This is a genomic window from Nostoc sp., assembly GCF_036917435.1.
Taxonomy (GTDB): Bacteria; Cyanobacteriota; Cyanobacteriia; order Cyanobacteriales; family Nostocaceae; genus Nostoc.
The window spans coordinates 62,598-87,049 of record NZ_JBALDM010000029.1 but is presented as its reverse complement, the minus strand read 5'-3'; the positions used below and the strand labels follow the sequence as shown (position 1 = coordinate 87,049).

Genomic DNA, 24,452 nt, shown 5'->3' with positions numbered 1-24,452 from the left:
TTTATATTAAATATAAATCTAGATTATTAGCCTACATTAATTAAATTACATCTTGCAAGACATTGCGGGTATTTTTCCAAGCCCAAACACCGACAACTGCAACCACAATACTCATTGCCATAAGGACAATTCGCAAGCCAAACTCTTGATTTAACCAGCCTGTAATCGCCAGTGGTGCGGAAAGTGCGATGTTAACAGCATGATTTTGAAAGCCAAAAACCTTACCATGCATAATTGGTGGAGTCTGCTGTTGAATTAGAGTTTGCATTGGTACACCAATTAGGGAACCACTCACACCCAATAAGACACAAAATCCGATTGCTAGTACTTGACTATTGCTAAAGGGAACCAAAGCTAAAATCAGCGCCATACCTAAAAAGCCCATCAAAGGTAAAGGTTTGTGATGTGTTTTATCCCCCAAATGACCCAAAATGGCCGCACCAATTACTATACCGATTCCGACTGCGGCGATAAAGCGTCCTGATTGTTTGCCTTGTAAACCAAACTTTTCTGCTAAGGGAAGCGCAAGTACCATTAAAGCTGCAAAGACACAGTATAAAACTGTAGTTTGCAGCATCGCATTTAAAACCAAACGGTTTTTCTTCAGGTAGCGTAAGCCTTCTTTAAAATCAGCCCAAAGATCGATGCGATCGCCCAAGGCTTCACTCGGCGATTTTTTCTCCCCAAAGTGAATCGGGAGCATAACTACAGCCGAGAACAGGTATAGTAACGCCACTACTAACTCTGGGCCATACTCTTTAGCTATACCAGTTTCAGCCAAACTCAGCAGAGGATCTCCTAACAAAAAACCGACAATTAAAGCACCCATCATTGTGCTAGTAAACAGCGCATTGGCTGCTATTAAACCCTCTCGCCGCACCAGTAAAGGAATTGCAGCTTGTTCGGCTGGGGCAAAAAATTGGGTAATGGTGGAAACTCCAAAGGTAATGAGAAGAAGTATATGGAAATTCCTTGGTAAAAAGGCAAGTCCGATGACTAATAATCCGCGTAAGATATCAGAGCCTACCATAATTAGCTTTTTTGGTATGCGATCGACAAATACGCCTCCTGCCGAACCAAATAAAACGGCTGGTATAGTAAACGCCACCATCAAAATCGGGTACATCGATTCTTTCCCTACTCCCAAAGGAGGAAGGTAGATACTGTTTTTGTCTACTACCAGATCGACCAACATTAAAAAGAAGACTTTATCTGCTAACTGGGACACTAGTTGCCCAATCCACAGAAGCATAAAACCACGGTTTTTTAGCAGTGCGCCAAACCCGTTATTAACAGCAGCCGGTTCAGTTGGAAACATTAGATACTTTATTTGGGTAGATGGGGCATTGGGCATTGGGCATTGGGCATTGGGCATGGGGCATTGGGTATAGTTTTTATTGACTGTCCCCTGTACGCTGTCACCTGTAACCTCTTCCCTTCCACACTCCTAACTCCTAACTCATAATTCTATTGTCCGGACTAATTTGCTTCATAGCGCTTTAACAGCATAAGCAAAAACTCAGCTGCTGTCAGATAACCTTTGGGTGGATAAATTTCAATTAACGAATCTACCCACCAGCCTTGTACAGTTTGGAGGGTAGATGCAGAGGGGTTTTTTGTTAGACATTGCCACATAGACAAATGATCGACTGCTGGTTGTGCATAAAAGTTATTCTGCCCACAACCTAGCAAACAGGAACTCCAATGAGTGAAATAATCATGACTCATGCGATGAATCGGGAAATTACCCTGTAGTGGTACTCCCCATCCATCTATAGCAATAAATGCTTTGACAGAACCACCCAAGAGTTGCCACAAATGCGCTGCCCCGATCGCTCCAACTACGCCAGCACTAAAGCTAATAAATATAATTGGTGATTTTAGAGAGTTGATCGAGCGATACCTGCGGTGAGCTACGCTAACGCGCAAGAACTGCAAAATGTGCAAAGCTGATAAAACTAAAACATCTTTACCAGGATAAATCAGTATATTTGCGGAGTTGTAGGCGATCGCGCCATCAGCAACCATATCTAATAATCCGACTTTAAAGCTTTCAGTTAACTCTGGTTCATGAATTCCAGGGCAAATAATTATACTTATCTCTCTATTCTGAAAATTGCTCATTTGAAGATAAATCTTTGTACCTGAAAATTTAGATCCCCGACTTCTCAAAGAAGTCGGGGATCTATCTGGGCAGCAACTTTTGCGTAGGGTGCGTTATGCCAAAAGCTAACGCACCACCTCGAATTTTAGGTGCATTATCGCGTAGCGTAACACACCCTACATATACTTAGACTTTTGAAAAAATCAAATACTATTCCTATATACGGATGGCGCATTGATTCAATTTTCCATGCCTAATGCCAGACGAAAGTCTTACTTTTGATGTATTATTTGAATTTTCCCACCTATCCTATCCCCCTGGATGGGATAATAAGTTACAAGTAGGGAAAATGTGCAAACTATTCCCTAACTTTATATTTCTCTGCACTCTGGTTATATTGAGGAACTAATTGTGGTTGCCACGCCGGAAAAAGTACAACACACCCACGAGCATCTATCAGGTAAAGACCGTGTAGCCGTATTGCTCATGGGCTACGGCGAAGTCGAAAGCTACGAAGATTTCGCCAACTATAACGAACAGGCTTTAAATCTACTGACAGCAAAATTTGCACCAGTACCAACCTGGATTTATCCACCCCTAGCAAAGCTTTTGGCGCTATTTGACCGCCATGAGTGGGGACACACACATCACGATTTTATCTCCCCACACAATGCCATCTTTGAACAGCAACGTGCTGGAATTGAGAAGCATTTACAAGAAAAATGGGGTGAGAATGTTCAAGTTTTCAAAGCTTTTAACTTTTGCGCCCCTTTCTTACCCAATCAAGTCTTGGCAGAAATCAAAAACCAAGGCTTCGAGAAGCTGCTAATCTACCCGTTGCTGGTTGTTGATTCTATTTTTACTAGTGGGATTGCGATCGAGCAAGTTAACAATGCTCTCGTTGAGTTAACTGATGGTGAAGAACACTGGGTTAAAGCACAGCGTTACATTCCTTCTTTCTTCAATGAACCAGCTTACATCGATTTGATGGCTCATCTAGTTGAAGAAAAAATTGCTGAGTTAGGCGCAGCTTATCTACCTTCTCAAATCGGTATTGTGTTAATGAATCATGGCTGTCCCCATAAAGCCAAAGGCTTTACTTCTGGGATTGCCGAAAGTGAAGCAATGTACGATTTGGTTCGAGATAAGTTGATAAATCGTTATCCGTTAATCTCGGTAGGTTGGCTGAATCATGACACCCCCTTAATTGATTGGACACAGCCAAATGCAGAGCAAGCGGCAAATAACCTGATTCAATTGGGTGCAAAAGTGGTAATTTTTATGCCAATTGGCTTTGCCACAGAAAACCACGAAACTCTATTGGATGTACACCATATCATCCACGCTTTAGAAAAACAGCATCCTGGTACGAACTACGTGCAAATGGCTTGCGTCAACGATCGCCCCGAATTTTTGTCAATGGTGGCTCAATGGGCTGATGCTCATATTGCAGAGTTGTTGTCAGAGCAAGCTTTGACGGTTAATCCCCAACTCGCTGGCGATCGCCATCATCACCACCATCATCATTAAGTTGAGTTGACTTTAGTAGGGTGAGCAAAGTTTTGCCCACCCTATATTTCCGTACCTATGTACTTAAATTTACTTCTTATTCCAGAGGCTTAAAAATGCTTGAGAGATAGCCGGGGTAATCTGACTTTGTAAGTGATTTAGCGCATCACGATGATTTTGATTGTTGTCATCATAATAAGTGAACAAATTCGTCAGCTTAACAATCTCAGGATTTTGATCGTTCGTCCCTCTCCATTTGTTAGTAACTTTGTGTAAAACGTCCTTGGGTAGGTTTTGTTGTAAGTTATTTAACGCTGCAATGTAAGAAGGATTTTGAGGATTCTTTTTAAATTGAAAGCACAAATCTATCAGCTTGAGTTGTGCTTGTGGCTGGGGCTGGGGTTTATCTGTTAGGTTAGCTTGCTGTAGAATTTGACGCTGTTCAAAAGTGGCAATGCCATTCTCAGTTAAACCCTGAGATTTCTGAAATTTCTTGACTGCTGTATAAGTGGCTGGCCCATAAAAAGGCTTATCTGGAGGAATTTCGGCAGGGGTTGCGAAACCGTGAAACTTCAATCTATTCTGAAGCCCTTTGACTGTCTCTTCCATTAAAGCTCGAGTCTCGGTATCAGCGTTACCATTTACCCCAAGTTTTTGTGAGTACTGTTTCTGAAACTTTTTAATCGCCTCTTCAGTAAGATCGTCTGTCAATGAGTTGTTATTTCGCTTCCAGGGAGCGAATTTAGTCAGATCCGGCTTTGGATCGATCTCAGGGGCTAAATATCCCAACCCGATTAAGATATGACGGATGACTTCAGGACTACTAATAGCCATACTTTTTGGTTCCTTTGCGACTAAACTACCATTTAACGTATCTTGATTTACAAAAGTTAAGTAAGTATAAGTAAATAAATCTAACATATCTTATTTGCAAGGCGTTCTAAAAGTTAAGCGATGTGTAACAAGAGGGTAGAACTCTTTGAGACGTTCGGCGTAGGTGACTACACAGTGGTATATGACTTACGCAAAACTACAGGTTGTGAGGGCAATACCTTGCGGTAAGTAAGAAAGGGGGTTTTAAGGCTTGGTGAGCGATCGCTTATTCTTAACTATTGATGATACTACCTCGTAAGTATACACAGACGTGCATTGCTGCCAAATTATTTGATTGGCGGCGCTGGTATGAGTTCCCTTTACATGTCGAACATTATCTCACCATGACGTATCATTAGGAACATCTGTTTTCATTCGCCCCTAATCTATAAAATACTAGGGGACTTCCAAATAAAAAATATCCCAAATTTTCTTGTGGGATGGGCATCTTGCCTGTCCCCAATATTAGGACGGGCAAGATGCCCACCCCACAAGATTGGATAATTTATTTGTTAGAAGTCCCTAATATGTATTTCTCCAAGTATTATTATTGTGGAATCAAGTTATAGATTTGGTTTATGCAGACAAGAGCGCATCTATGCAGGGTAAAAAACGAATGTCCGTAGTTCAATGCTTTCCCGTGGAGGAGCATCTGCTGGGCTGCTGGGGTCTTCAAAAGCTGTGTGAGCCGCAAAACGTGCTATTCCCTCTTCGGCGGAGTCGAAACACTTAATAAATAGCGCTTCATCTCTGTTCATTTGCGGAAAATAGAACCATTGATGTTGGGAATTATACGTAACCGCGTATGTTTCACCCACGCGATCGCGGTACACTAAATCACCAGCTACAAGGTCTGTGGGGGCGATACTTTGGGCATTACACACTGCTAACGGTGATTCTTGAATAGGTTTAGCGTAGGCGTAGCCCGTCGTAGACATCGCTCGCCAAACATTAATAATGGCAAAGCGTTGTTGTAATAGAGTATCAATATTCTCTATTCCCCGCGCTGCTAATTCTCGACGGGCGCGAGTGTAGCCAGATTTAGCGGTGAAGTCGTTGTGTACGCGCTTGGCAGGTTCTTTAATATCATTCTCACCAGGCTTTGACTGACCAGCGTTACGCAAGGTGTGGTCGAATATCACCACCTGAGTTGCACCCGTCACATCTTTTAATAATTGCTCTGCTTCTGGGTAGTAGACACGATGTAGTTGGTCTTCGTCATAAAAGTTACTGACATTAGTCTGATGCTTAGTAAATGCAAATCCTTCTCGATCTAACAAGATATTTTCAGAGATAGAGCGAGCATTATAGATTGGCAATTTGTGTGTCTGATGAGTTCCATTCGAGCGGGGAATCCCTGCTGGTGGTTCATAAGTGTAGTTGATCGGTTTTTCTGCCATCGGAATTAGGTAAGTGAGGTTAGCCTCTACCGATGGCAAATTCTGAGAAATCGGTCTGTCGAGAACTTGGCTATCTACGCTCATAGTTTTTGTCCTGATTATTTGACCCAACTTTTAATAAATGTCGGGAAAAGGTCAATTTCAATTCTTTGTGTGTGTAAAACTATGCACCTTTCCCCACCTTCTGCCTTACTTTTGGGCAGCACCAACGGGGGTAGGTTGACCGAGAACTTTGGCAAATCTCTGCACATAGTAATCTACAGGATTTGCTACTGCTTGAATTGAATCGCGATCGCGTACAGCATTCCACCATGTTTGCAAACGGGGTGTTTCTGCTGGTAGGGCAAAACTACGGAAGCGATCTAAAACGGGTAAGCGTTCAAACCAAGGATAGAAGCTGATATCCACTAAACTAAACCGATCCCCCAACCAGTAAGGGCCATTCCCAGATAACTTGGCTAATCCTTCTTGCTCAATATATAACAGCGCTTCTGTAAACTCTCGTCGCCCTTGTTCTTGTTCTTGGGCATCTTTACCACGTAAGAACTTGCTAAACGCAGGTACAAAGCGAGTATTGGCGTAGTCAATCCAGATGCGGGCGACCGCCTTCTGTGCGGGATCGTGAGGTAATAACGATGGTTCTGGAAAAACCTCTTCTAAATATTCATTGATAATTGCAGACTCATAGAGTTCAACATCTCCATGTTTGATCGCCGGAACTTTGCCGTAGTGGGAAATCTGCGTGTAACCATCTGGTTTGTTTTGTAAATCAATTTCAATCGCGGTAAAGTCAATACCTTTTTCTAGCAACACGACACGGGTGCGTTGAGAGAAAGTAGAGGCTTTGGCAAAGTAAAGTTGTAAGTTGCTCATGAAATGCTTTCCCCTTTATAAAAAGATGTTGCCAACTCTTTCGAGTTCTAAGGAAGCGAAATGCTTTGATCTGTGGGATCGGACAAATAATTTGACTAGTATCTATTTATGCTAGATATATACTACGGTTTACCGCTAGACTTAGCGTACTCTCAAAGTATCATACAATCTTTCCGAAAAGAAAAGTTTTTCTGAACATAAATTTATCTATAGGACTAGTATTTGATTTTTGAAATATACGTAGGGTGCGTTAGCAAAGCGTAACGCACCAACAGCTTAGGATGGTGCGTTACGCTATCGCTAACACACCCTACAAGACTACCGAGATTTTTTCAGAAATCAAATATGATTCCTATATACCTAATTATTAGATTATCTAAATAAATATTTATACATAACATTACCTTTACTAATTACCAAAACTCCCTCTGATAATAGTGTGTAGGCTTTTATTGAAGGAATTATGAATTAATGCTTGTTTTTTAGCTTAATTGATGCATTAGGTAACAGTTTAATAACATCAATCTTTACATCTATCTTTGGGATGCTCTTTCTTTAGATTAAGTATTAACTCCCTAGAGATAGAGACACTTGTGCGATCTCAGAGGTTATTCTGATGATTACCAACAGTTGGGTAGCAAATAAAACTCAATATTTATCAGCAACATACATCTTTTAACTCATTAAAAACTCTTGTTCTTACAAAGCTTTAGTTTCTCAATATAGTATTAAGGAGTGAAATCAACAGCTATGTCTATTCCCAATGAACACGAAAGCAAAAAGAGTGAAGTCAAGCAAGAATCTTACACTGATACTAATGGTAACAATCACACTGATTTAACACGAACCACTGAAACAGTCAACGAAAGCACAGCTAATCCGAATACTTACCAAAACGGTTATGTAGAAGGTCGAAATAATGAGCGTAGATATCAGGAAGCCAATTTAGCCGAGCGTGATAATAACAATGCTAGTAGTGGTTTGATGTTGGGTATTATCGTTACTTCTCTACTTGGTTTGATTGTAGGTGGATTATGGTACTTCAACCAGAGTAATAAGGCAACAGTTGACAATACTGTGCCGGTTTCGGTTCCTAATAGCAGTCCAACTCCTAGTGCATCTCCTCAACCACAAACGACGATAATCGAAAGAACTAGGGAAGTACCTGTACCTGTAGCTGTACCTGTTCCACAACAGCAAGTTATACCGCCTGCATCTCGTCAACCAAACATTAATATTACTATTCCACCTCAGCAGCCTGCGGCAGAAAAAGCGCCTTCTGCAACCCAGCCAACCCCTAAAGCGACACAAAGCCCAGCGAGTAATACTTCTACTTTGGAAAACAAAGGCGGTACTTCTACTAAGACTGTCGCACCAAGTACCGAAAATGATACCTCAAAAACTACTCCACCTCAAGGAGTAGACCAGTCAACCGGTAAATCTAATAATGGTTCTTCTACCGCAGGTGATAGTACTACAGGCGGTTCTGGTCAATAACTGCTTGTGAACGAGGAGTGAGGTTCCACGACTGGGGACTGAGGACTAGGAATAGTTTTCTTCTCTACAAGACGCGCAACGGATAAAACTTGGTTGGGGTCTAAATCCCCAGTCCCTAATCCCCAATCCCCAGTCCCCGGCCCCTTGTTCAAAGAATCTCCCGCTTTGCCAGATATTGGTACATCTGCCAACGTGCATCTACCTCAGCTTGGGCTTGTTCTAATAAGTGCTTGGCAACGTCGGGTTTACTCTTGGTGAGCATTTTGAAGCGATTTTCTTGATACATTGAATGTTCTACCGGTTGTGTTGGCGATCGCATATCCAATTGCAATGGATTTTTACCCTGGTTAAGCAACTCTGGATTATGCCGATACAGCAACCACCGACCTGATTCTACCAGAGTTTTCTGATGATTCATCCCGGTGGTCATGTTTATGCCGTGGGCGATGCAATGGCTGTAAGCAATAATTATTGATGGCCCATCATAAGCCTCTGCTTCCAAAAATGCTTTGAGGGTATGTTCGTCTCTAGCACCAAGGGCTACACTCGCTACGTAGACATTTCCGTAGGTCATAGCAATCATCCCTAAGTCTTTCTTGGGTGCAGGTTTACCACTGGCGGCATATTTAGCAACTGCGGCTCGTGGCGTGGCTTTAGAAGATTGACCGCCTGTATTAGAATACACTTCTGTATCCATCACCAAGATGTTGACATTTCGACCACTGGCAATGACATGATCGATGCCGCCAAAGTCAATATCATAAGCCCAACCATCACCCCCAACAATCCAGACGCTTTTTCTTACCAAGTAATCTGCAAGAGATTTGAGAGTTTGGATTTGGGCATGGGGAATGGGGAATGGGGAATGGGAGTGGTAATTCCTTTTTTCTAACAGTTCATCTAGCTTTTGTTTCAACAGCGCTACTCGTTCTCGTTGTTCCCAAATATCAGCCTCAGTGTTTTGTTTGGCATTGAGAATAGACTGTACCAACTCGTGAGGTATTTCCAATTCCCCATGCCATTCGCCCCATTCTCCACTCCCCAACTGTTGCAACAATTCCCTCGCAAACTCAGCTTGTTTGTCGAGTGAGAGGCGGAAGCCAAAACCAAATTCGGCGTTATCTTCAAATAGATTATTAGACCACGCGGGGCCGCGTCCTTCGGCGTTTGTTGTCCAGGGAGTGGTGGGGAGATTGCCGCCGTAGATTGAGGAACAACCTGTGGCATTGGCGATGACGGCGCGATCGCCAAACAATTGTGTTAATAGTTTTAAATAAGGTGTTTCACCACAACCTGCACAAGCACCAGAGAATTCAAATAGGGGTTCTTGCAGTTGTTGTTGGCGAATCTGGTTTAATTTTAGCGATCGCCTGTCAGGATTAGGTAAACTCAAGAAGAAATCCCAGTTTTTCCGCTCTTGTTCTTGTAATGGCAACTGCTGCGCCATGTTAATCGCTTTCCGCAATGGCTCAGATTTATCTTTAGCAGGGCAAATATTTACACAAATAGTACATCCGGTGCAATCTTCTGGGGCTACTTGAATGGTAAATTTTTGATTGGCAAAGTCTTTATCTTTTGCGCCAGTTGATTTAAAGGTGACTGGGGCATTGACTAACTCATCGGCTTGATAAGCCTTGGCACGGATGGCGCTATGGGGACAAACCATAATGCACTTCCCACACTGAACGCAGACATCCGGCTCCCATACAGGTATCTCTTCGGCGACGTTACGCTTTTCCCACTTGGCAGTACCTACGGGAAATGTGCCATCAACTGGTAGTGTGCTAACAGCTAAATCATCACCTTCCCATACCATGATTTTGCCTAGCACTTCCCGCACAAATTCGGGCATGGGGAGTGGGGAGTGGGGAGTGGGGAGTGGGGAGTGGGGAATGGAGATTGTTTGTGGGACATCTACTTTATGCAAGTTGTCTAAGGTGTTGTCTACAGCTTGCAAGTTCATGCGGACAACTTCTGTGCCTTTTTTACCATAGGTTTTATCAATCGCTTGTTTGATTTTAGCGATCGCTTCTTCTTGCGGCAAGACTCCCGCTAAAGCAAAGAAGCATACTTGCATAATGGTGTTAATTCTGCCACCCATGCCACTTTCACGAGCAACCTGGCTAGCATTGATTACATATAACTTCAAATGCTTATCGATAATTTGCTGCTGCACCTTCAACGGCAGATTTTCCCAGACGCTATCTGCATTGTATGGACTGTTAATCAGCAAAGTTGCCCCAGGAATAGCAGCTTTCAAAATATCTATGCGTTCTAGAAATCCCCAATGATGACAACCAATAAAATTGGCTTGGTCAATCAAGTAGGTGGAGCGAATTGGCTCTTTCCCAAAGCGGAGGTGAGAGACAGTCATTGAGCCAGATTTTTTGGAATCGTAGACAAAGTAGCCTTGGGCGTAATTGTCGGTTTCTTCACCAATAATCTTGATGGAATTTTTGTTAGCTCCAACAGTACCATCCGCACCCAACCCATAGAACATTGCCCGAACAACATTATCCGATTCTGTAGAGAATTTGGGGTCAAACTTTAGAGAAGTATAAGTAACATCGTCATTAATCCCGATAGTAAAATGATTCTTCGGTTTCGCTTCGGCAAGATGATCAAAAATGCCCTTCACCATCGCCGGAGTAAATTCTTTAGAAGAAAGCCCGTAACGACCACCAATAATTTTGGGCAGAGGATAATCTCCCTTCCCATGCCCCATGCCCAATGCCCCATGCCCCATTTCCCAAGCTTCATGGATAGCAGCCACAACATCTAAATACAACGGTTCCCCGGCGCTACCTGCTTCTTTGGTGCGATCGAGAACTGCGATCGCCTTTACACTACTTGGTAAGGCTGCAACAAACCTTTGCACATCAAAGGGGCGATAAAGTCGCACTTTCACTACACCAAGTTTTTCACCACGGGCGTTAAGATAATCGACTGTTTCATGGACGGTTTCACAGCCTGAACCCATGAGAACGATAACGCGATCGGCATCCTTTGCACCGTAATATTCATAGATTTTATAATGCCTTCCCGTGCGTTCTCCAAACTCATCCATGATGCGCTGGACAATTTCTTGACAAGCGTTGTAGTAAGGGTTTGCACCTTCCCGTCCTTGGAAGTAAACATCAGGATTTTGGGCAGTCCCCCGCAACACTGGACGATCTGGGGTCAACGCCCGACTGCGGTGGGCAAGTATGAAACGATCGTGGATGAGCGATCGCAAATCTGACTCTGAAAGTAATTTGACTTTCTGTACTTCATGTGATGTACGGAAGCCATCAAAGAAGTGCATAAATGAGACTCGCGTCTCTAAAGTAGCAGCATGGGCGATGAGAGCAAAATCTTGACTTTCCTGCACCGAAGCGGAACACAGCAGGGCAAAACCAGTCGCACGAGCCGCCATCACATCGCTATGATCGCCAAAAATTGATAAAGCATGAGTAGCCAAAGAACGGGCTGCAACGTGAACCACGAAGCTAGTCAACTCACCAGCAATTTTGTAGAAATTGGGAATCATCAACAATAATCCCTGAGATGCCGTGAAGGTGGTACTCAGAGAACCTGTTTGTAATGCCCCATGCACGGCAGCTGCGGCTCCCCCTTCGCTTTGCATCTGCACGACGCTGGGAACAGTACCCCAGAGATTAGGACGACTCTCGGCTGACCATGCATCTGCCCATTCACCCATTGCTGAAGAGGGGGTGATAGGATAAATGGCGATCGCTTCATTTAGTTTGTAAGCAACACGGGCGACAGCTTCATTTCCATCAATGGTTGCAAAGGTTTTGTTCATAATCTAATTTTTTTCCCCGTCTTTCAACTGCACGATCGGAACACGTAAATAGAAGACTTAAAAATAGCCATAATCAGGTAGGCAGTGGCAAACAAGCAGTTTATTATGCGCTTTTCAGTTTAAATAAATACTGTATGTAGCGGTTCCCATTCAGATGGATTACATTATGCGAGGCGTAAGGGCACGGCAGTGCCGTGCCCCTACGGGTGTATCTCACTCAACGGAGAATCGCTTATATGAATATCTCATTTGAAATAACGCATCTATTAATATGTCTTAATCATGTACTCAATAGTCCAAGTATTGATTAGATAAGGCTTTGAGATAATTTATTCTTTTTTGTGGGGTATGGGTTCGGGAATCTTTTTGTTCACGAAATCCCAGATTAACTGCGATCGTTTTTCCATTAATATCTTGATGGAGAAAATCGTCAATCTGCATATATAGCGGTTCCCATTCAGATGCAGTATAAGATTATATTGCGAAGTGTAGGGGCACGGCACTGCCGTGCCCTTAACGGTGTACTTCACGTAAACAAAAGGAATTATAATTTTTTCTGGAATATAATAATCCGTGTGTTTCTTAATTAAGTAAAATTTATGCCTTATCGGAGAAAATTTTTAACAAGAGCAGGATACACAACCCTTTCTGCCTTGTTGACTATGGGTTTTTTACAAAAGGATAAGCAGAAGGAAGACGATAGTACGGATTATATTGCAGCAACTAATACAGATGTAAACTCTCCGCTTCGGCAAATAGCTGCTACTAAAAAAAAGCGTTATGGTGCAGCAGTTGATGGTGAATTTTTGTTCAAAGAAAAGGATTACGCTGACCTGATTGCTCGTGAATGTTCGATTGTGACACCCAATGGTGAACTAAAATGGAATGCCACTGAACCACAGCCAGGAAAATTTACCTTTGAATCAGCAGATGCGATCGCTAATTTCTGCCAAAAAAATAATATAGCATTACACGGCCATACCCTTTTCTGGCACATGGGAAACCCAGACTGGCTTCCTTATCCCCCCACTCTTGAGATGATCCAACGGCATGTTACAGGAGTTATGGGGCATTATCGCAATAGCCCCGTTTTAAAGTCTTGGGATATTGCCAATGAAATTATCGCTGACAATGAAAATGAAACTGATGATCCTACCTACGGTTTGCGTAGAGGGGTAAAACCAGAATTAATTCGAGACTTGTTTAAATTTGCCGCTTCCGTTGATCCCACTAAGAAATTTTACCTAAACGATTATGGCATCGAAGGCGCTACATGGCGATCGAGCCGTTTCTTAAAAATGGTCGAATATCTGAAGAATAGCGGCGCTAAAATTGACGGGGCAGGTATCCAGTCGCACCTATGGTTTTCTACTGCTTATGGTTTTGATGCGACAGGATTTAGTTCCGTCTTAAAACGGCTTAACGATCTGGGAGTCAAACCAGTAATTACAGAATTAGATATTATCATTGACACCCCATTACCCGATAGTATCCAAAAGCTAGATCAGATGGTAGCCGACGGTTACAAGCGATTTCTTGACATCTGCTTTGCGGCTGACGTTGATACTGTGATTACATGGGGCATTACTGACCGTCATACCTGGATACGTCATCCCGACTGGATGCCAAAAAAAACCTATAGGGATAATCCAAGTGTGTGGCAATTTCTGCGTCCCCTTCCCTTCGATGAAAACCTGCAACCTAAACTTGCCCGCAATGCTATAGCCCAGGCTTTTATGCAAGCACCTTAAGCAACTCGGAACTACGGTATACCACAAGTTATCCGATTCCCAAAACTTCTCAAAACCTCACCCTGTCCTATCTCTAATCCCTCTCCTTAGTAAGGAGAGGGACAGGTTTTACCTAGTAAAACCAGGGTGAGGTTTTCCGAGACTTAAGCGTAAATTGTCTCACCAAAGACTTCTGTGTACACCCTAGAATGCATCGGAGAAAGCACAGTAACTGTGGGAATCATAACTAAAATTATCTGCTCACTTAACTCCGAATGCGATCGCATGGTGGCGGATATGATCTTCAATAAAACTAGCGATGAAATAATAACTGTGGTCATAGCCTTGTTGATAACGCAAGTTTAGCGGCTGCTTAACATCTGCACAAGCTTGCTCAAACACCTCTGGCAGTAATTCTTCAGCTAAAAATTTATCAGCAGTCCCTTGGTCAATGAGAATTTGACTGTGATATCCTACTTGCTTGACTAATTCTGTAGCATCATAAGCACGCCAACTTTCTTGATTGTTGCCAAGATAACCACTAAAAATCTTTTGACCCCAAGGGCAACGCATAGGTGCTGCAATAGGCGCTAAGGCTGAGACTGATTTGTACAATTCTGGGTTTCTCATCGCACAGACAAGCGCCCCATGTCCACCCATCGAATGACCGAAAATACCTTGTTTATCAGGTTGGGTGGGGAAATTTGCGGTAATTAAAGCAGGTAATTCGTGGACAACATAACTATACATTTGGTAGTTTTTACACCACGGTTCCTCTGTAGCATCAACATAAAAGCCCGCACCTGTGCCAAAGTCCCAATTATCATCTTCACCTGCAATCCCAGTATTACGCGGACTAGTATCTGGTACAACCAGCATCAAACCGTACTCAGCCGCAAAGCGCTGCGCCCCCGCCTTTCCCATAAAATTTTCTTCAGTGCAAGTTAACCCAGAAAGAAAATAGAGAATTGGCACAGGTTTTTGAGTTGCTTGTGGTGGTTGATAAACAGCAAAGCGCATTTCACCCTTACAACTTGAAGAGGGATGACTGTAAAATCCGAGTTTGCCACCAAAGCTTTTATATTCTGAAATGAGATTGAGGTTAGGCATTGATTATATTCTCAAACAACCTGGTAATTAGAACTATAGGAATCATATTTAATTTTTGAACAAAATTAGTATTGTAGCGTGTGTTAGAACGGAGTTCGTAACGCACTATTATCAAGGGTTTGATGCGTTACGCTGTCGCTAACACATCCTACGTATATTTTCAGAAATCAAATACTAGTCCTATATATACCCCAGTTGCGTATGCAAAACCCACTATTCCCATCGCATCTCAATCAACCTTGCAACTAGTACAGCACAACGTAAATAAACCACCCTTATGCACTGCTAATTACGAATTACGAATTACATTACTAGGTAACTTAGTTCCGCACCTTTTACAAAACCCAGCATCTACATCATGGAAAGCTAAACCACAGCCTGAACAAACTGTTTCTATCTGATTAGCAGTTTTCACCACTCGCTTAATTAAATCCCCCACTTGCCAAGGAATCAGCGCAATTCCAGTGAAAATCATCAATACTGTTAGTAAACGCCCTAATTCAGAAATTGGAATAACATCGCCAAATCCCACAGTTGTCATAGTGACAACAGAGAAATAGAATGCATCTAAAAATGTACCGTAATTCTCAGGATTAACCGGATGCTCTACTTGGTAAATTAAACCAGAATAAATAAAAACAATTGCAAATAATGTAAATAAAATTCGCGCAAAAATCATTCCATCTTCGGTGCTGATAGTGGCGAATAAAAATTTTCTATCTATAAATCTGATTAATCGCAAAATCCGAAACCATCGTAGTAGGCGGATAAAGCTAATATCCACCATTCCTAGAAAGAATGGCAAAATCGCCATTAAGTCAATAATCGAATAAAAACTAAAAATATACTGAATTTTATTTTCCGCACTCCATAGACGAAGTGAATATTCCACCGCGAAAATGATGACAATGGCAGTATCGACTAAGTTTAATTGGAACCGCACAGAATCAGGAATATTATAAGTTTCTGCGACAAAAATTCCTGATGATATTAACACCATCGCGGCAAGGGTTAAATTAATCGCTTTACCTATTGGTGTTTCCAGGTCTTTTAAGTAGAATTCTGTTTCTTGTCTGCTCAGTAACATATTCGACCGTTAACTAATCTTAATTCCCAAGTTATAACATTAGAAATACGATATTATTAATTGTTATCCTTATGTTAACATCAGCTTATATGAACCCAGAATATTTTATGCATTTAGCTTTGGCAGAAGCAAAAGCAGGAGATGCGCCTTATGGTGCTGTGATTGTTAAAGATAACGAAGTCGTTGCTGTAGGACATAATACTGTTAGAAGAGACAATGATCCATCAGCCCATGCAGAAATCAACGTTATTCGGAGTTTAACAGCTAAACTTAAAAACTTTTCTTTAGAAGGTTATAGCATATATACAACTGGCGAACCTTGTCCGATGTGTGCAACTGCTTGTATTTGGAGTGGTTTATCAGAAATTGTATATGGTGCTTCAATTCAAGATTTAATATCGATAAATCAATCCCAAATTAATCTATCTTGTGAAGAGATAATTGCTAAATCATTTAGGAATATCAAAGTCACCAAAGGTATTTTAAAAAATGAATGTTTAGATTTATTTAAATAGGCTGTAATTTAATTCGACATTAGTACATCTAAATGTCAGTATTTTCTCACTAATGATTATAGAACCGCGTTGTAGGGGCAATTTATGAATTGCCCCTACAACAGATATGGTTTTTGAGATCATTCATATTTCGTCTTCTTTGTCAATATTACGAATTATTTAACTTGGCTCATTCAAATAAGATAAATATGTATTTGCCCAAATCGCCGCTTGAGTGCGATCGCGCAAACTTAACCGATTTAAAATATTCGTCACATGATTTTTGACCGTACCCTCAGAAATGTAGAGTTTTTGAGCAATTTCTCGGTTACTAGCACCTGTAGCAATTAACCGCAAAACCTCTTTTTCTCTAGGAGTAAGTTCAGCTAAACTTGATGGTACAGGAGGTGACTGGGTTGGTGTAGGATTAGAAAATTGAGTTAACAACTTTCTAACTATACCTGGGCCTAATTGAGTATATCCCTTATAAACAGCACGAATGGCAACAGCTAATTCTTCTGATGGTGTATCTTTCAATAAATAACCCATTGCCCCATTTTGCAACGCTGCTGATACATATTCATCATCATCAAAAGTTGTCAGGACTAATATTTTAGTTTTTGGAAAACGTTTTTGAATTTCTCGTGTCGCTGCAACTCCATCCATAATAGGCATTCTAATATCTAGCAAGACGACATCCGGCTGAAATTCAGCAACTAAATTAATCGCCTGTTCACCGTTTTCAGCTTCTCCCACTATCTCTAAATCTGATTCTAATTCTAATAACGCTCTTAATCCTTGACGAATTAAACCTTGATCATCTACCAACAAAACTTTAATCATTATCTCAACCTTAGTAACGGGATATTAACTGTGATTTTGCAACCACAACCGGGAGCGCTATTAATATTAAACTCGCCACCTAGTGCTAAAGTGCGATCGCGCATACTATGAAGTCCAAAACCAGTAGTATTTTGACTGAAATCAAAACCTCTACCATTATCTTGAATTATCAATCGTAAATTTCCTCTTGTCGTAGTGAGTTCTAGTTTAACCTCTGTTGCTGTAGCATATTTAGTTATATTTGTCAACGATTCTTGAGTAATTCGGTAAATCGCGGTATTAATTTCAGGTGGTAGAGGATATTCCAGATTGATTTGATAAATTGGTAAAATACCATTGGAGCGATGAAAGTTTTCTAAAAGACTAGCGATCGCACCATCTAAAGATTGGTCTTGTAAGGGATTAGAACGCATAGTAGAAACCGATTGACGGACATCTTTTAGCGCTTTAGAACCTAATTCCTTTGCGGTTGCTAGAAATGTTTCAGCCTTACCTGGGTTAGATTGCCATAGTTTTAAAGCAGTTTCTAATTGCAGATTTAAAGCAGTGAGAGAATGTCCTAATGAATCATGAATTTCACGAGCGATGCGATTACGTTCTTCTAAGGTAGCTTGATTTTCAATTCGCATAGCATATTCACGGAGTTTTTCATTAGCGATCGCTAGCTTTTCTCGACTGTGCCGTTCAGATAATACTGCATTCATCATCAACAACACAAAGACCAAACTTAAGCCGAATACCAGCGACCAATTTAAGCTAAGAAATCGAAAGCGATCTTGTGCCTGTAGGGAAGCTTGAAAACTGAATAATTGATATTTTAATTGTGTAGTCAATAGAAATAATGCAAAAGATAAACTTGTAAGAAATAAACGTCCAGGTAAGTTAAATATTAGGCAACTACGAGTAACTAAAATTATGTAAAGAAAGGGGAAAAGTCGAGCAAATCTTTCGCCAAAAAGTCCAGTTGTTAAAATTAACACAATTTCAATAGCTGTGTATATGATTTTAGATTTATTGCTCTTAATAGGTAAGATTAAGCCCATCAATGCAAAAACAATCAGACTATAAATTGACAGTTCTGGCAATAGATTGCAAATTGATAAGTCTGGGAATGTACCACAAATTGATGGTTCTGGAGGTTTGGGACGAAATCGCCGTAATGGAGGTGGTATAACTGCTATCAATGCAGTGATAGCTAGTAGTATCCACTCTAGATAAAGTAGAGATGGAAAAGGATGTTTGTTAATTTTTAGACTATTCATCAGTCATATTTCTCCAGTTGTGAATGAGTTAGGAGTTAGTAATTAAAATTTTTTGGCGGTTGCTTACCTAGTTTAAAATTTTCGATAAGTAAACGCAGGCTATAAAAACATTATGCAATATAGCGATTCCCATTCAGATGCAGTACAACATTAATAGCGAAGTGCAAGGGCATGGCACTGTCGCGCTCCTACGGGTGGGGTGTATCTCACTCAACCAAGAACCGCTATAAGCTAAATAAGGATTTATAAATCAATCATCATAAAAATCTCCATCATTTATAACTCCTAACTCCTAACTCCTAACTCTTAACTCCTAACTCCTAACTATTTATTGTTAATCAAATTTGTCAAAATTCAATCATGACTAAAGTCATGGGTAGAACCATGACTTTCTCCTCATGTAACTACTAAAGATAAGTTCTTATGATGGTGACAACCAACCAGGAAAAACCCACAAGCAAGAATGAAACTCAAAGTATTATCGCTAGTCGCTGGAGCAATTGCTTTAACTCTAACTGCAACCTCCTTTGCTGTTACCGCCCAAACAGCCTCTCCTTCACCCTTATTACTGGCGCAAACTCCACAAAAAGAAAGGGGCCCTTGGAAAGACTTAAATTTAACAGATGCCCAAAAAACCCAAATTCAGGCAATTCGCCGCGATAGCCGCACTAAATTTGAAACAGTTTTGACTCCAGAACAAAAAGCAAAATTAGAAGCAACGAAACAAGCACGTCGGGCTGAGTGGCAAGCACGTAAGGCTCAGGGGCAAACAGGTCAAGGTCAACGGCAAGCTGGCGAACGTCAACATAAGGGTCATTTTGCTGAGTTAAATCTGACTGAAGCACAAAAAACCCAAATGCGAGAAATCAAGGAGTCTGAGAAACAACAGATTCAAGCTGTCTTGACCCCCGAACAACGCCAAAAATTAGAGCAATTCCGTCAAAATGCTCCTTCACGCCGTCAGCAAGGCAATCCTCAATAATCTTTTAAAAAATAATAACTTTGGGGTGGGCAATACTGCCCATCTCATCGCTAAATATATGATGCAACCCTTTACCGCTTCCCCGAATCCCGCTCCTCGCCTGCAACAGATTTTAGATTTAATCGATGGCATGGCTGTAGCACAAGGGCGAGATGTTCCCCCAATTGTGGAAATTGAGAAATTGCGTTTACTCCCTACTGACACTTTTGGCAGAACTTGGGCAAATTTCCTGAATGAACAAAATTTACAACCTTTTACTACTGGTAGTCGCCGTAAACAACTCCATGATGGGATTCATGTCCTTACAGGCTATGGTACTGACTTGATTGGTGAAGCAGAAGTACAGGCGTTTTTATTAGGAACCAAATTTAGCATAACTAATTTGATGCTGGGGTTGGGACTATTGCGAGTCATCCATAAAAACCTAAATTCTCAACAACAATTTAGCTGGGATAGACTCTGGCAAGCATACCAACGCGGGTGTCATTCTCAACTTGACCCGGATACTTGGCAACCAGAATTACTGTGGTACTTACCCTTGACTGATGTGCAGGCATTGTTTTTCCCAGTCAAAAATTAACAGACTTCTTGCAGAAGATGCGGAAAGGGGAAAAACTTCATCCCCTTTCCCTTTCCCTATTTTAGGACTAGCCCTTTCAAGGTGAGTAAAAATTTTGTTGAATAGACTCGTCTTTAACCTCTTAACTCTGTGTTCTCTGCGCCTCTGCGGTTAAATAAAAGATTTTTTAACCGCAGAGAACGCGGAGGGCGCAGAGAGAAAAAAGAGATTTTACAAGTCACCTTGAAAGGGCTAATTTTAGGACTTACACGTTGACAGAAAAGACCAAATATGATTTGTTTGAAAAATCACATCTGTCGTAGGGGCAATTCACGAATTGCCCCTACGACAGATGCCCTATTTGGTAGACTTTCAAGATAGTTATGAGTTATGAGTTATTGAACCTCCTACCTTGATTAAAATGTCTCAAGAATTCGCAATTGGTAGTAAAGTGCGGGTTGTGGCACTACCGCCCTACGTCAAAACTGCCGATCCTATGCCTATGCTGCGCCCCCCTGATGTTATTCACATTGGTGAAGAGGGTATAGTTATTGACCGCCGTCCCGGTGGATATTGGGGTATTCGCTTCACTAGGGGATTCTTTCTGCTAGATAGCCAATACATCGAAAACATAGAGAAATCTCCCGAATCTCAGTCAGGGTGATATTTGCTGCAACCAAGAATTGTAAACTTGTGTAAAGTTGTGATTCTGGTTTGCACCATGATTTCTCGCCGCACTTTTTTTAATATATTATTTGCCAGCTGTATTTCTGTCATCAGCTGGCTGAACTTTACCCCTGTTGCTGATGCTCTTGGTGGTAAACTTCCTGCAATTAATCAACCCGCACCAGAGTTTACTTTGCCAACTAATACAGGTGATGGCAAAATTTCCCTCTCTGACTTGCGCGGTAAGTGGCTAGTCCTCTACTTTTATCCTAAAGATTTCACCTCTGGTTGTACTATAGAGGCTCGTCGTTTTCAGCAAGATTTACCTCAATACCTTGGCAAAAATACCCAAATTATTGGCGTAAGCGCTGATGATATTGATTCTCACGCCAAATTTTGTGATTCAGAGGGACTAAAATTCCCGCTTTTAGCTGACACTGATGGTTCTGTGAGTAAAGCTTACGGTTCGTGGCTCGGCTACTTATCGATGCGCCACAGTTTTATTATCGATCCTCAAGGTGTGTTGCGCGAGACTTTTGTCAAAGTCAATCCAACTGTTCACAGTTCAGAAGTGCTGGCAAGATTAGAAAAGTTACAGTCTACAGATTCTTAGATATCAATTACAGCAGTTTGTTATCAAAGTCAATTTTTCAACGTTCGCGGAGCGTGCCGGAGGCATTACCGCCAAGACGCGGAGGACGCAGAGAGAAGAAAGAAATGCTTAAGTCAAGCATATTATAGCGGTTATCGGTTGAGTGAGGTATGCCCGTAGGGGCACGGCAGTGCCCATTGGTGTCAACTTAACGTGAAACCCTTGTAAAAACTGAATGTTGAGTTTACTGACTACTAATTACGATCCGCGTTACCCCACCCTAACCCTCCCCTTATAAAGGGGAGGGAACTGGAAATATCATTTCCCCCCAATATATCGGGGGGATTAAGGGGGGTAAAACGTCTGTGGGACAAAGCTTTGAGCTTAAGTTGACACCAATGGGCACTGCCGTGCCCTTATACTTTTCGATTAATCTTGTACCGCATCTGAATGGGAACCGCTATACCTTATTCTTCAACGTACAATAAACCCATATTTTTTGAGTACAGTCTTGGCTTGACTATCAGATAAAAACTGGATAAATTCTTTGGCTGCTGGAATATTTTTACTGCTTTTAATTACTGCCATTGGATAGACAATTGGTGAGTGAAATTTATCATCAGCAGTAACTACGACTTTTACCTTGTTGGAAATTTTGGCATCGGTGGCATAAACTAAACCCGCTTCGGCGTTGCCACTTTCTACTGCTGCCAAAACTTGACGCACATTGTTAGCAAAGACTAATTTGGACTTTACGCGATCGTAAAGTTTCAATTTTTTTAAGACTTGCTCTCCATATTGACCGGCGGGTACACTTCTGGGTTCACCGATCGCAATTTTTTTAATTTTACTATCTGTTAAATTGTAGAAACTAGTGATGCCAACAACATCCTGAGCCACAATCAATACTAGACGGTTATTTGCTAAGTTAGTACGGCTACCTGCTACTAAAAGTCCTTTTTGTTCTAAAGCATCTACCTGCTTTTTGCCAGCAGAAATAAAGATATCGGCTGGCGCACCTTGCTCAATCTGTTGCTGTAAAGCACCAGAAGCCCCAAAATTATAATTAATGCTGATATCTGATTTACTTTGTTGGTACAAAGGTTTAATTTCTTCCAGCGCCTCTTTTAAGCTGGCGGCTGCGGACACCAGGATAGTGGCGTTTGACTGTGCTATTACAGGAGAAGGAGTAACTAACGGTAAACCAATTGCCAGCAACAAGCCAGCAAATACTATACCTAAAAAGCCAAAAATTTGTCTTCTTTTCATAGAAAAGGCGTTTGAGAAGTTTCTTCCATAAAATTGATGTTAGGTAAAATAGTACCAAAAATACCAACTTATAACCAACTATATCGGTAATTACTTCAATTCCTTAAAAGTCAGGGTTAGGTTTTGTCGGACTCTATTTGCCCATAGTCAAGTTTGATAATTCGGTTGGCTAAATGGAAATAGCGATCGTCATGGCTAATTACCAGTACTGTTTTGCCTCGCGATCGCAGTTCGGGTAGTAGCTGAGTGTAAAATATTTCTTTGAATACTGGATCTTGATCGGCTGCCCACTCATCAAATAGGTAAATTGGTCGATCTTCCAAGTAGGCTGTCAGCAAAGCCAGTCGTTTGCGTTGTCCTTGAGAAAGTGCTGTGGTGGAAAGTTGCCCATTTTCAACTTTCACTTTATGGTCTAGTTGCAGTTGTTTTAAATATTTTTTGGCTTGAGAATCCAAGTCAGCGTTTTTTAATCCCAAAAGTTCTTCAAATAAATAAAAGTCGGAAAATACCACAGAAAAATGCTGACGATACCATTCTCGATTCTGTTCGCTAATTAACTCATTATCAAACCAAATTTCACCATTATCAGGAATGTAAAGTCCGGTAATTAGTTTAGCTAATGTAGATTTACCGCTACCATTTCCACCAACAATAAATACTAATTCTTCAGGATAGAGTGTTAAATCGATAGGGCCAAAAATAAAACTATTGTCTTCTTGCTCTGTGTTGTAAGTGTGGGTAACACCTTTAAATTTTAAGCTGTGCCAGTCAGATTTCAGAGCAGGTGGAACAGTTGATATTTCAGTCCGACTCGCTAGAGATAAACCCAGTGACTCGATTTTTTGCAAGCCAATACTGGCTTTGCTTAATAGGGGAAGTTTGCTGATGATGTTATCCATTGGTAACACCAAGTAAGTGAAGGTTAAAATGTAGCCAGAAAGAGTTTCAGAATTGATGGTAAGCAGATTCGGCAACACGAACAGTACAAAACCAAGGGCAAAAAAGAATATGAGTTGCCCCCAACTGGAAGTTATGGCAAAAAGGGTCAGTCCTTGAACATTGTGATGACGAAACTCATTAGCAGTTGATTGCAGTTTTGCTTCTAAAAAGTCTTCACGTCGCCGATAATTTAATTTGAGTTCTTTGACTCCTTCGGTAATTGTGCGAAAATCTTTAAATAGCTGATCTTCATCGTCACGAGCTAAAGACAGCAATTTATTTCCCCTGTTGAGTAGCCACTGACAACTAGCGATCGCAACTACTGAAATTCCACACACCATCACCAGTACTAACCAAGACAGCCAAGTTATGTACGCTATGCAACCCAGGACGATGGCTAAATTAATAAAAATGAAAGGCATCTGATAAACAGCATTAGCAACCGCCTGAATGTCTTCTGTGAGAGTTGCCAATAATCGCGGATTCCCTAAGCGTTCTAGATGACTCAACTCAGAAGCGAGAATCTGGCGACTCAAACGCATCCGTAATTGCAAAACTGCATTCTGAGAAAGACGAATCAGCATCACTTGAGAAATGATACTGGTAATCAGTGCAACTATCGCTAGCCCCGCAAAACCCCAAATTATCGATGTCAGACGGGAATCAGAAGTGCTACTTGCAGCATGGCTAATTAAGGCAATCAAGCCAGCGCTACTACCGCCACTCAGGAACCCGGTAGCGATCGCGATCGCTACCATTCCCCACGAAGAACGCAAAACAAAGTAAATCAAATTCATGGCAGTGGCTTGCAAACTAATTCAGTTGCCCTTCTAGGAGAAATTTTATATCTTAACAGTT

The 24,452-nt window shown here is 41.4% G+C and carries 21 protein-coding genes; 8 read left to right on the top strand and 13 right to left on the bottom strand.

Annotated features, from left to right (window positions below; all coding sequences use genetic code 11):
- Positions 1 to 40 precede the first annotated feature (40 nt).
- Positions 41 to 1,318 (bottom strand): MFS transporter, encoded by a 1,278-nt coding sequence (locus tag V7K98_RS12070; protein ID WP_335022011.1) that lies wholly within the window; start codon positions 1,316 to 1,318, stop codon positions 41 to 43.
- Between the two features lie 161 nt (positions 1,319 to 1,479).
- Positions 1,480 to 2,100 carry a hypothetical protein gene (locus V7K98_RS12065; protein ID WP_442940417.1) on the bottom strand — a complete coding sequence of 207 codons (621 nt, stop codon included), beginning with the start codon at positions 2,098 to 2,100 and terminating at the stop codon, positions 1,480 to 1,482.
- A 415-nt stretch (positions 2,101 to 2,515) separates the two neighbouring features.
- Between V7K98_RS12065 and V7K98_RS12060 the strand changes: the two genes are divergently transcribed.
- Complete coding sequence (locus V7K98_RS12060) at positions 2,516 to 3,634, top strand: ferrochelatase (protein ID WP_335021984.1); 1,119 nt, start codon at positions 2,516 to 2,518, stop codon at positions 3,632 to 3,634.
- Between the two features lie 69 nt (positions 3,635 to 3,703).
- Here V7K98_RS12060 and V7K98_RS12055 read toward each other — a convergent pair whose 3' ends face one another.
- The 3 genes from V7K98_RS12055 to V7K98_RS12045 all read right to left on the bottom strand — a co-directional run bounded on the left by V7K98_RS12055 (position 3,704) and on the right by V7K98_RS12045 (position 6,759).
- On the bottom strand, positions 3,704 to 4,534 hold the full coding sequence (locus V7K98_RS12055) for a peptidoglycan-binding domain-containing protein (protein WP_335021982.1): 831 nt from the start codon (positions 4,532 to 4,534) through the stop codon (positions 3,704 to 3,706).
- A gap of 548 nt (positions 4,535 to 5,082) precedes the next feature.
- The gene (locus V7K98_RS12050) at positions 5,083 to 5,970 is read right to left on the bottom strand and encodes a CmcJ/NvfI family oxidoreductase (protein ID WP_335021980.1); all 888 of its coding nucleotides are present in this window, start codon (positions 5,968 to 5,970) and stop codon (positions 5,083 to 5,085) included.
- A 105-nt stretch (positions 5,971 to 6,075) separates the two neighbouring features.
- On the bottom strand, positions 6,076 to 6,759 hold the full coding sequence (locus V7K98_RS12045) for a glutathione S-transferase family protein (RefSeq protein ID WP_335021978.1): 684 nt from the start codon (positions 6,757 to 6,759) through the stop codon (positions 6,076 to 6,078).
- Between the two features lie 735 nt (positions 6,760 to 7,494).
- Between V7K98_RS12045 and V7K98_RS12040 the strand changes: the two genes are divergently transcribed.
- Entirely contained in the window at positions 7,495 to 8,256 is a 762-nt protein-coding gene (locus V7K98_RS12040; RefSeq protein ID WP_335021976.1) for a hypothetical protein, read from the top strand.
- Positions 8,257 to 8,404: 148 nt separating this feature from the next.
- On the opposite strand, the gene nifJ is transcribed toward V7K98_RS12040, so the two are convergent.
- Both nifJ and V7K98_RS12030 read right to left on the bottom strand, forming a co-directional pair.
- Positions 8,405 to 12,061 (bottom strand): pyruvate:ferredoxin (flavodoxin) oxidoreductase, encoded by a 3,657-nt coding sequence (nifJ, locus tag V7K98_RS12035; RefSeq protein ID WP_335021974.1) that lies wholly within the window; start codon positions 12,059 to 12,061, stop codon positions 8,405 to 8,407.
- A 288-nt stretch (positions 12,062 to 12,349) separates the two neighbouring features.
- Positions 12,350 to 12,502 (bottom strand): hypothetical protein, encoded by a 153-nt coding sequence (locus V7K98_RS12030; RefSeq protein WP_335021972.1) that lies wholly within the window; start codon positions 12,500 to 12,502, stop codon positions 12,350 to 12,352.
- A 221-nt stretch (positions 12,503 to 12,723) separates the two neighbouring features.
- On the opposite strand from V7K98_RS12030, the gene V7K98_RS12025 reads away from it, so the two are divergent.
- On the top strand, positions 12,724 to 13,812 hold the full coding sequence (locus tag V7K98_RS12025) for an endo-1,4-beta-xylanase (RefSeq protein ID WP_335021970.1): 1,089 nt from the start codon (positions 12,724 to 12,726) through the stop codon (positions 13,810 to 13,812).
- Positions 13,813 to 14,052: 240 nt separating this feature from the next.
- Here the strand turns inward: V7K98_RS12025 and fghA are convergent, their stop codons facing one another.
- Positions 14,053 to 14,901, bottom strand: a complete 849-nt coding sequence (gene fghA / locus V7K98_RS12020; RefSeq protein ID WP_335021968.1) for an S-formylglutathione hydrolase — start codon at positions 14,899 to 14,901, stop codon at positions 14,053 to 14,055.
- Between the two features lie 289 nt (positions 14,902 to 15,190).
- Positions 15,191 to 15,988 (bottom strand): ion transporter, encoded by a 798-nt coding sequence (locus V7K98_RS12015; RefSeq protein ID WP_335021966.1) that lies wholly within the window; start codon positions 15,986 to 15,988, stop codon positions 15,191 to 15,193.
- 89 nt (positions 15,989 to 16,077) lie between these two features.
- Between V7K98_RS12015 and V7K98_RS12010 the strand changes: the two genes are divergently transcribed.
- Positions 16,078 to 16,503: a nucleoside deaminase gene (locus V7K98_RS12010; RefSeq protein WP_335022009.1), complete on the top strand. Its 426-nt coding sequence runs from the start codon at positions 16,078 to 16,080 to the stop codon at positions 16,501 to 16,503.
- Positions 16,504 to 16,662: 159 nt separating this feature from the next.
- Here the strand turns inward: V7K98_RS12010 and V7K98_RS12005 are convergent, their stop codons facing one another.
- Positions 16,663 to 17,325 carry a response regulator transcription factor gene (locus tag V7K98_RS12005; RefSeq protein WP_335021964.1) on the bottom strand — a complete coding sequence of 221 codons (663 nt, stop codon included), beginning with the start codon at positions 17,323 to 17,325 and terminating at the stop codon, positions 16,663 to 16,665.
- Positions 17,325 to 18,587: a sensor histidine kinase gene (locus V7K98_RS12000; protein ID WP_442940415.1), complete on the bottom strand. Its 1,263-nt coding sequence runs from the start codon at positions 18,585 to 18,587 to the stop codon at positions 17,325 to 17,327. The genes V7K98_RS12005 and V7K98_RS12000 overlap by 1 nt, the downstream gene beginning before the upstream one ends.
- A 463-nt stretch (positions 18,588 to 19,050) precedes the next feature.
- On the opposite strand from V7K98_RS12000, the gene V7K98_RS11995 reads away from it, so the two are divergent.
- From V7K98_RS11995 to V7K98_RS11980, 4 genes are all read left to right on the top strand, one after another.
- Positions 19,051 to 19,569, top strand: coding sequence for a Spy/CpxP family protein refolding chaperone (locus V7K98_RS11995; protein WP_335021962.1), 519 nt, complete (start codon positions 19,051 to 19,053; stop codon positions 19,567 to 19,569).
- Entirely contained in the window at positions 19,532 to 20,149 is a 618-nt protein-coding gene (locus V7K98_RS11990; RefSeq protein ID WP_335021960.1) for a Coq4 family protein, read from the top strand. The genes V7K98_RS11995 and V7K98_RS11990 overlap by 38 nt, the downstream gene beginning before the upstream one ends.
- 400 nt (positions 20,150 to 20,549) lie before the next feature.
- A complete protein-coding gene (gene sipA / locus V7K98_RS11985; RefSeq protein WP_335021958.1) occupies positions 20,550 to 20,792 on the top strand; it encodes a regulatory protein SipA in 243 nt (80 codons plus the stop codon).
- 57 nt (positions 20,793 to 20,849) lie between these two features.
- Positions 20,850 to 21,407 carry a peroxiredoxin gene (locus tag V7K98_RS11980; RefSeq protein WP_335021956.1) on the top strand — a complete coding sequence of 186 codons (558 nt, stop codon included), beginning with the start codon at positions 20,850 to 20,852 and terminating at the stop codon, positions 21,405 to 21,407.
- Positions 21,408 to 21,860: 453 nt separating this feature from the next.
- On the opposite strand, the gene modA is transcribed toward V7K98_RS11980, so the two are convergent.
- Positions 21,861 to 22,655: a molybdate ABC transporter substrate-binding protein gene (modA, locus tag V7K98_RS11975; protein ID WP_335021954.1), complete on the bottom strand. Its 795-nt coding sequence runs from the start codon at positions 22,653 to 22,655 to the stop codon at positions 21,861 to 21,863.
- 116 nt (positions 22,656 to 22,771) lie between these two features.
- Positions 22,772 to 24,391, bottom strand: coding sequence for a cyclic peptide export ABC transporter (locus V7K98_RS11970; protein WP_335021952.1), 1,620 nt, complete (start codon positions 24,389 to 24,391; stop codon positions 22,772 to 22,774).
- Positions 24,392 to 24,452 lie beyond the last annotated feature (61 nt).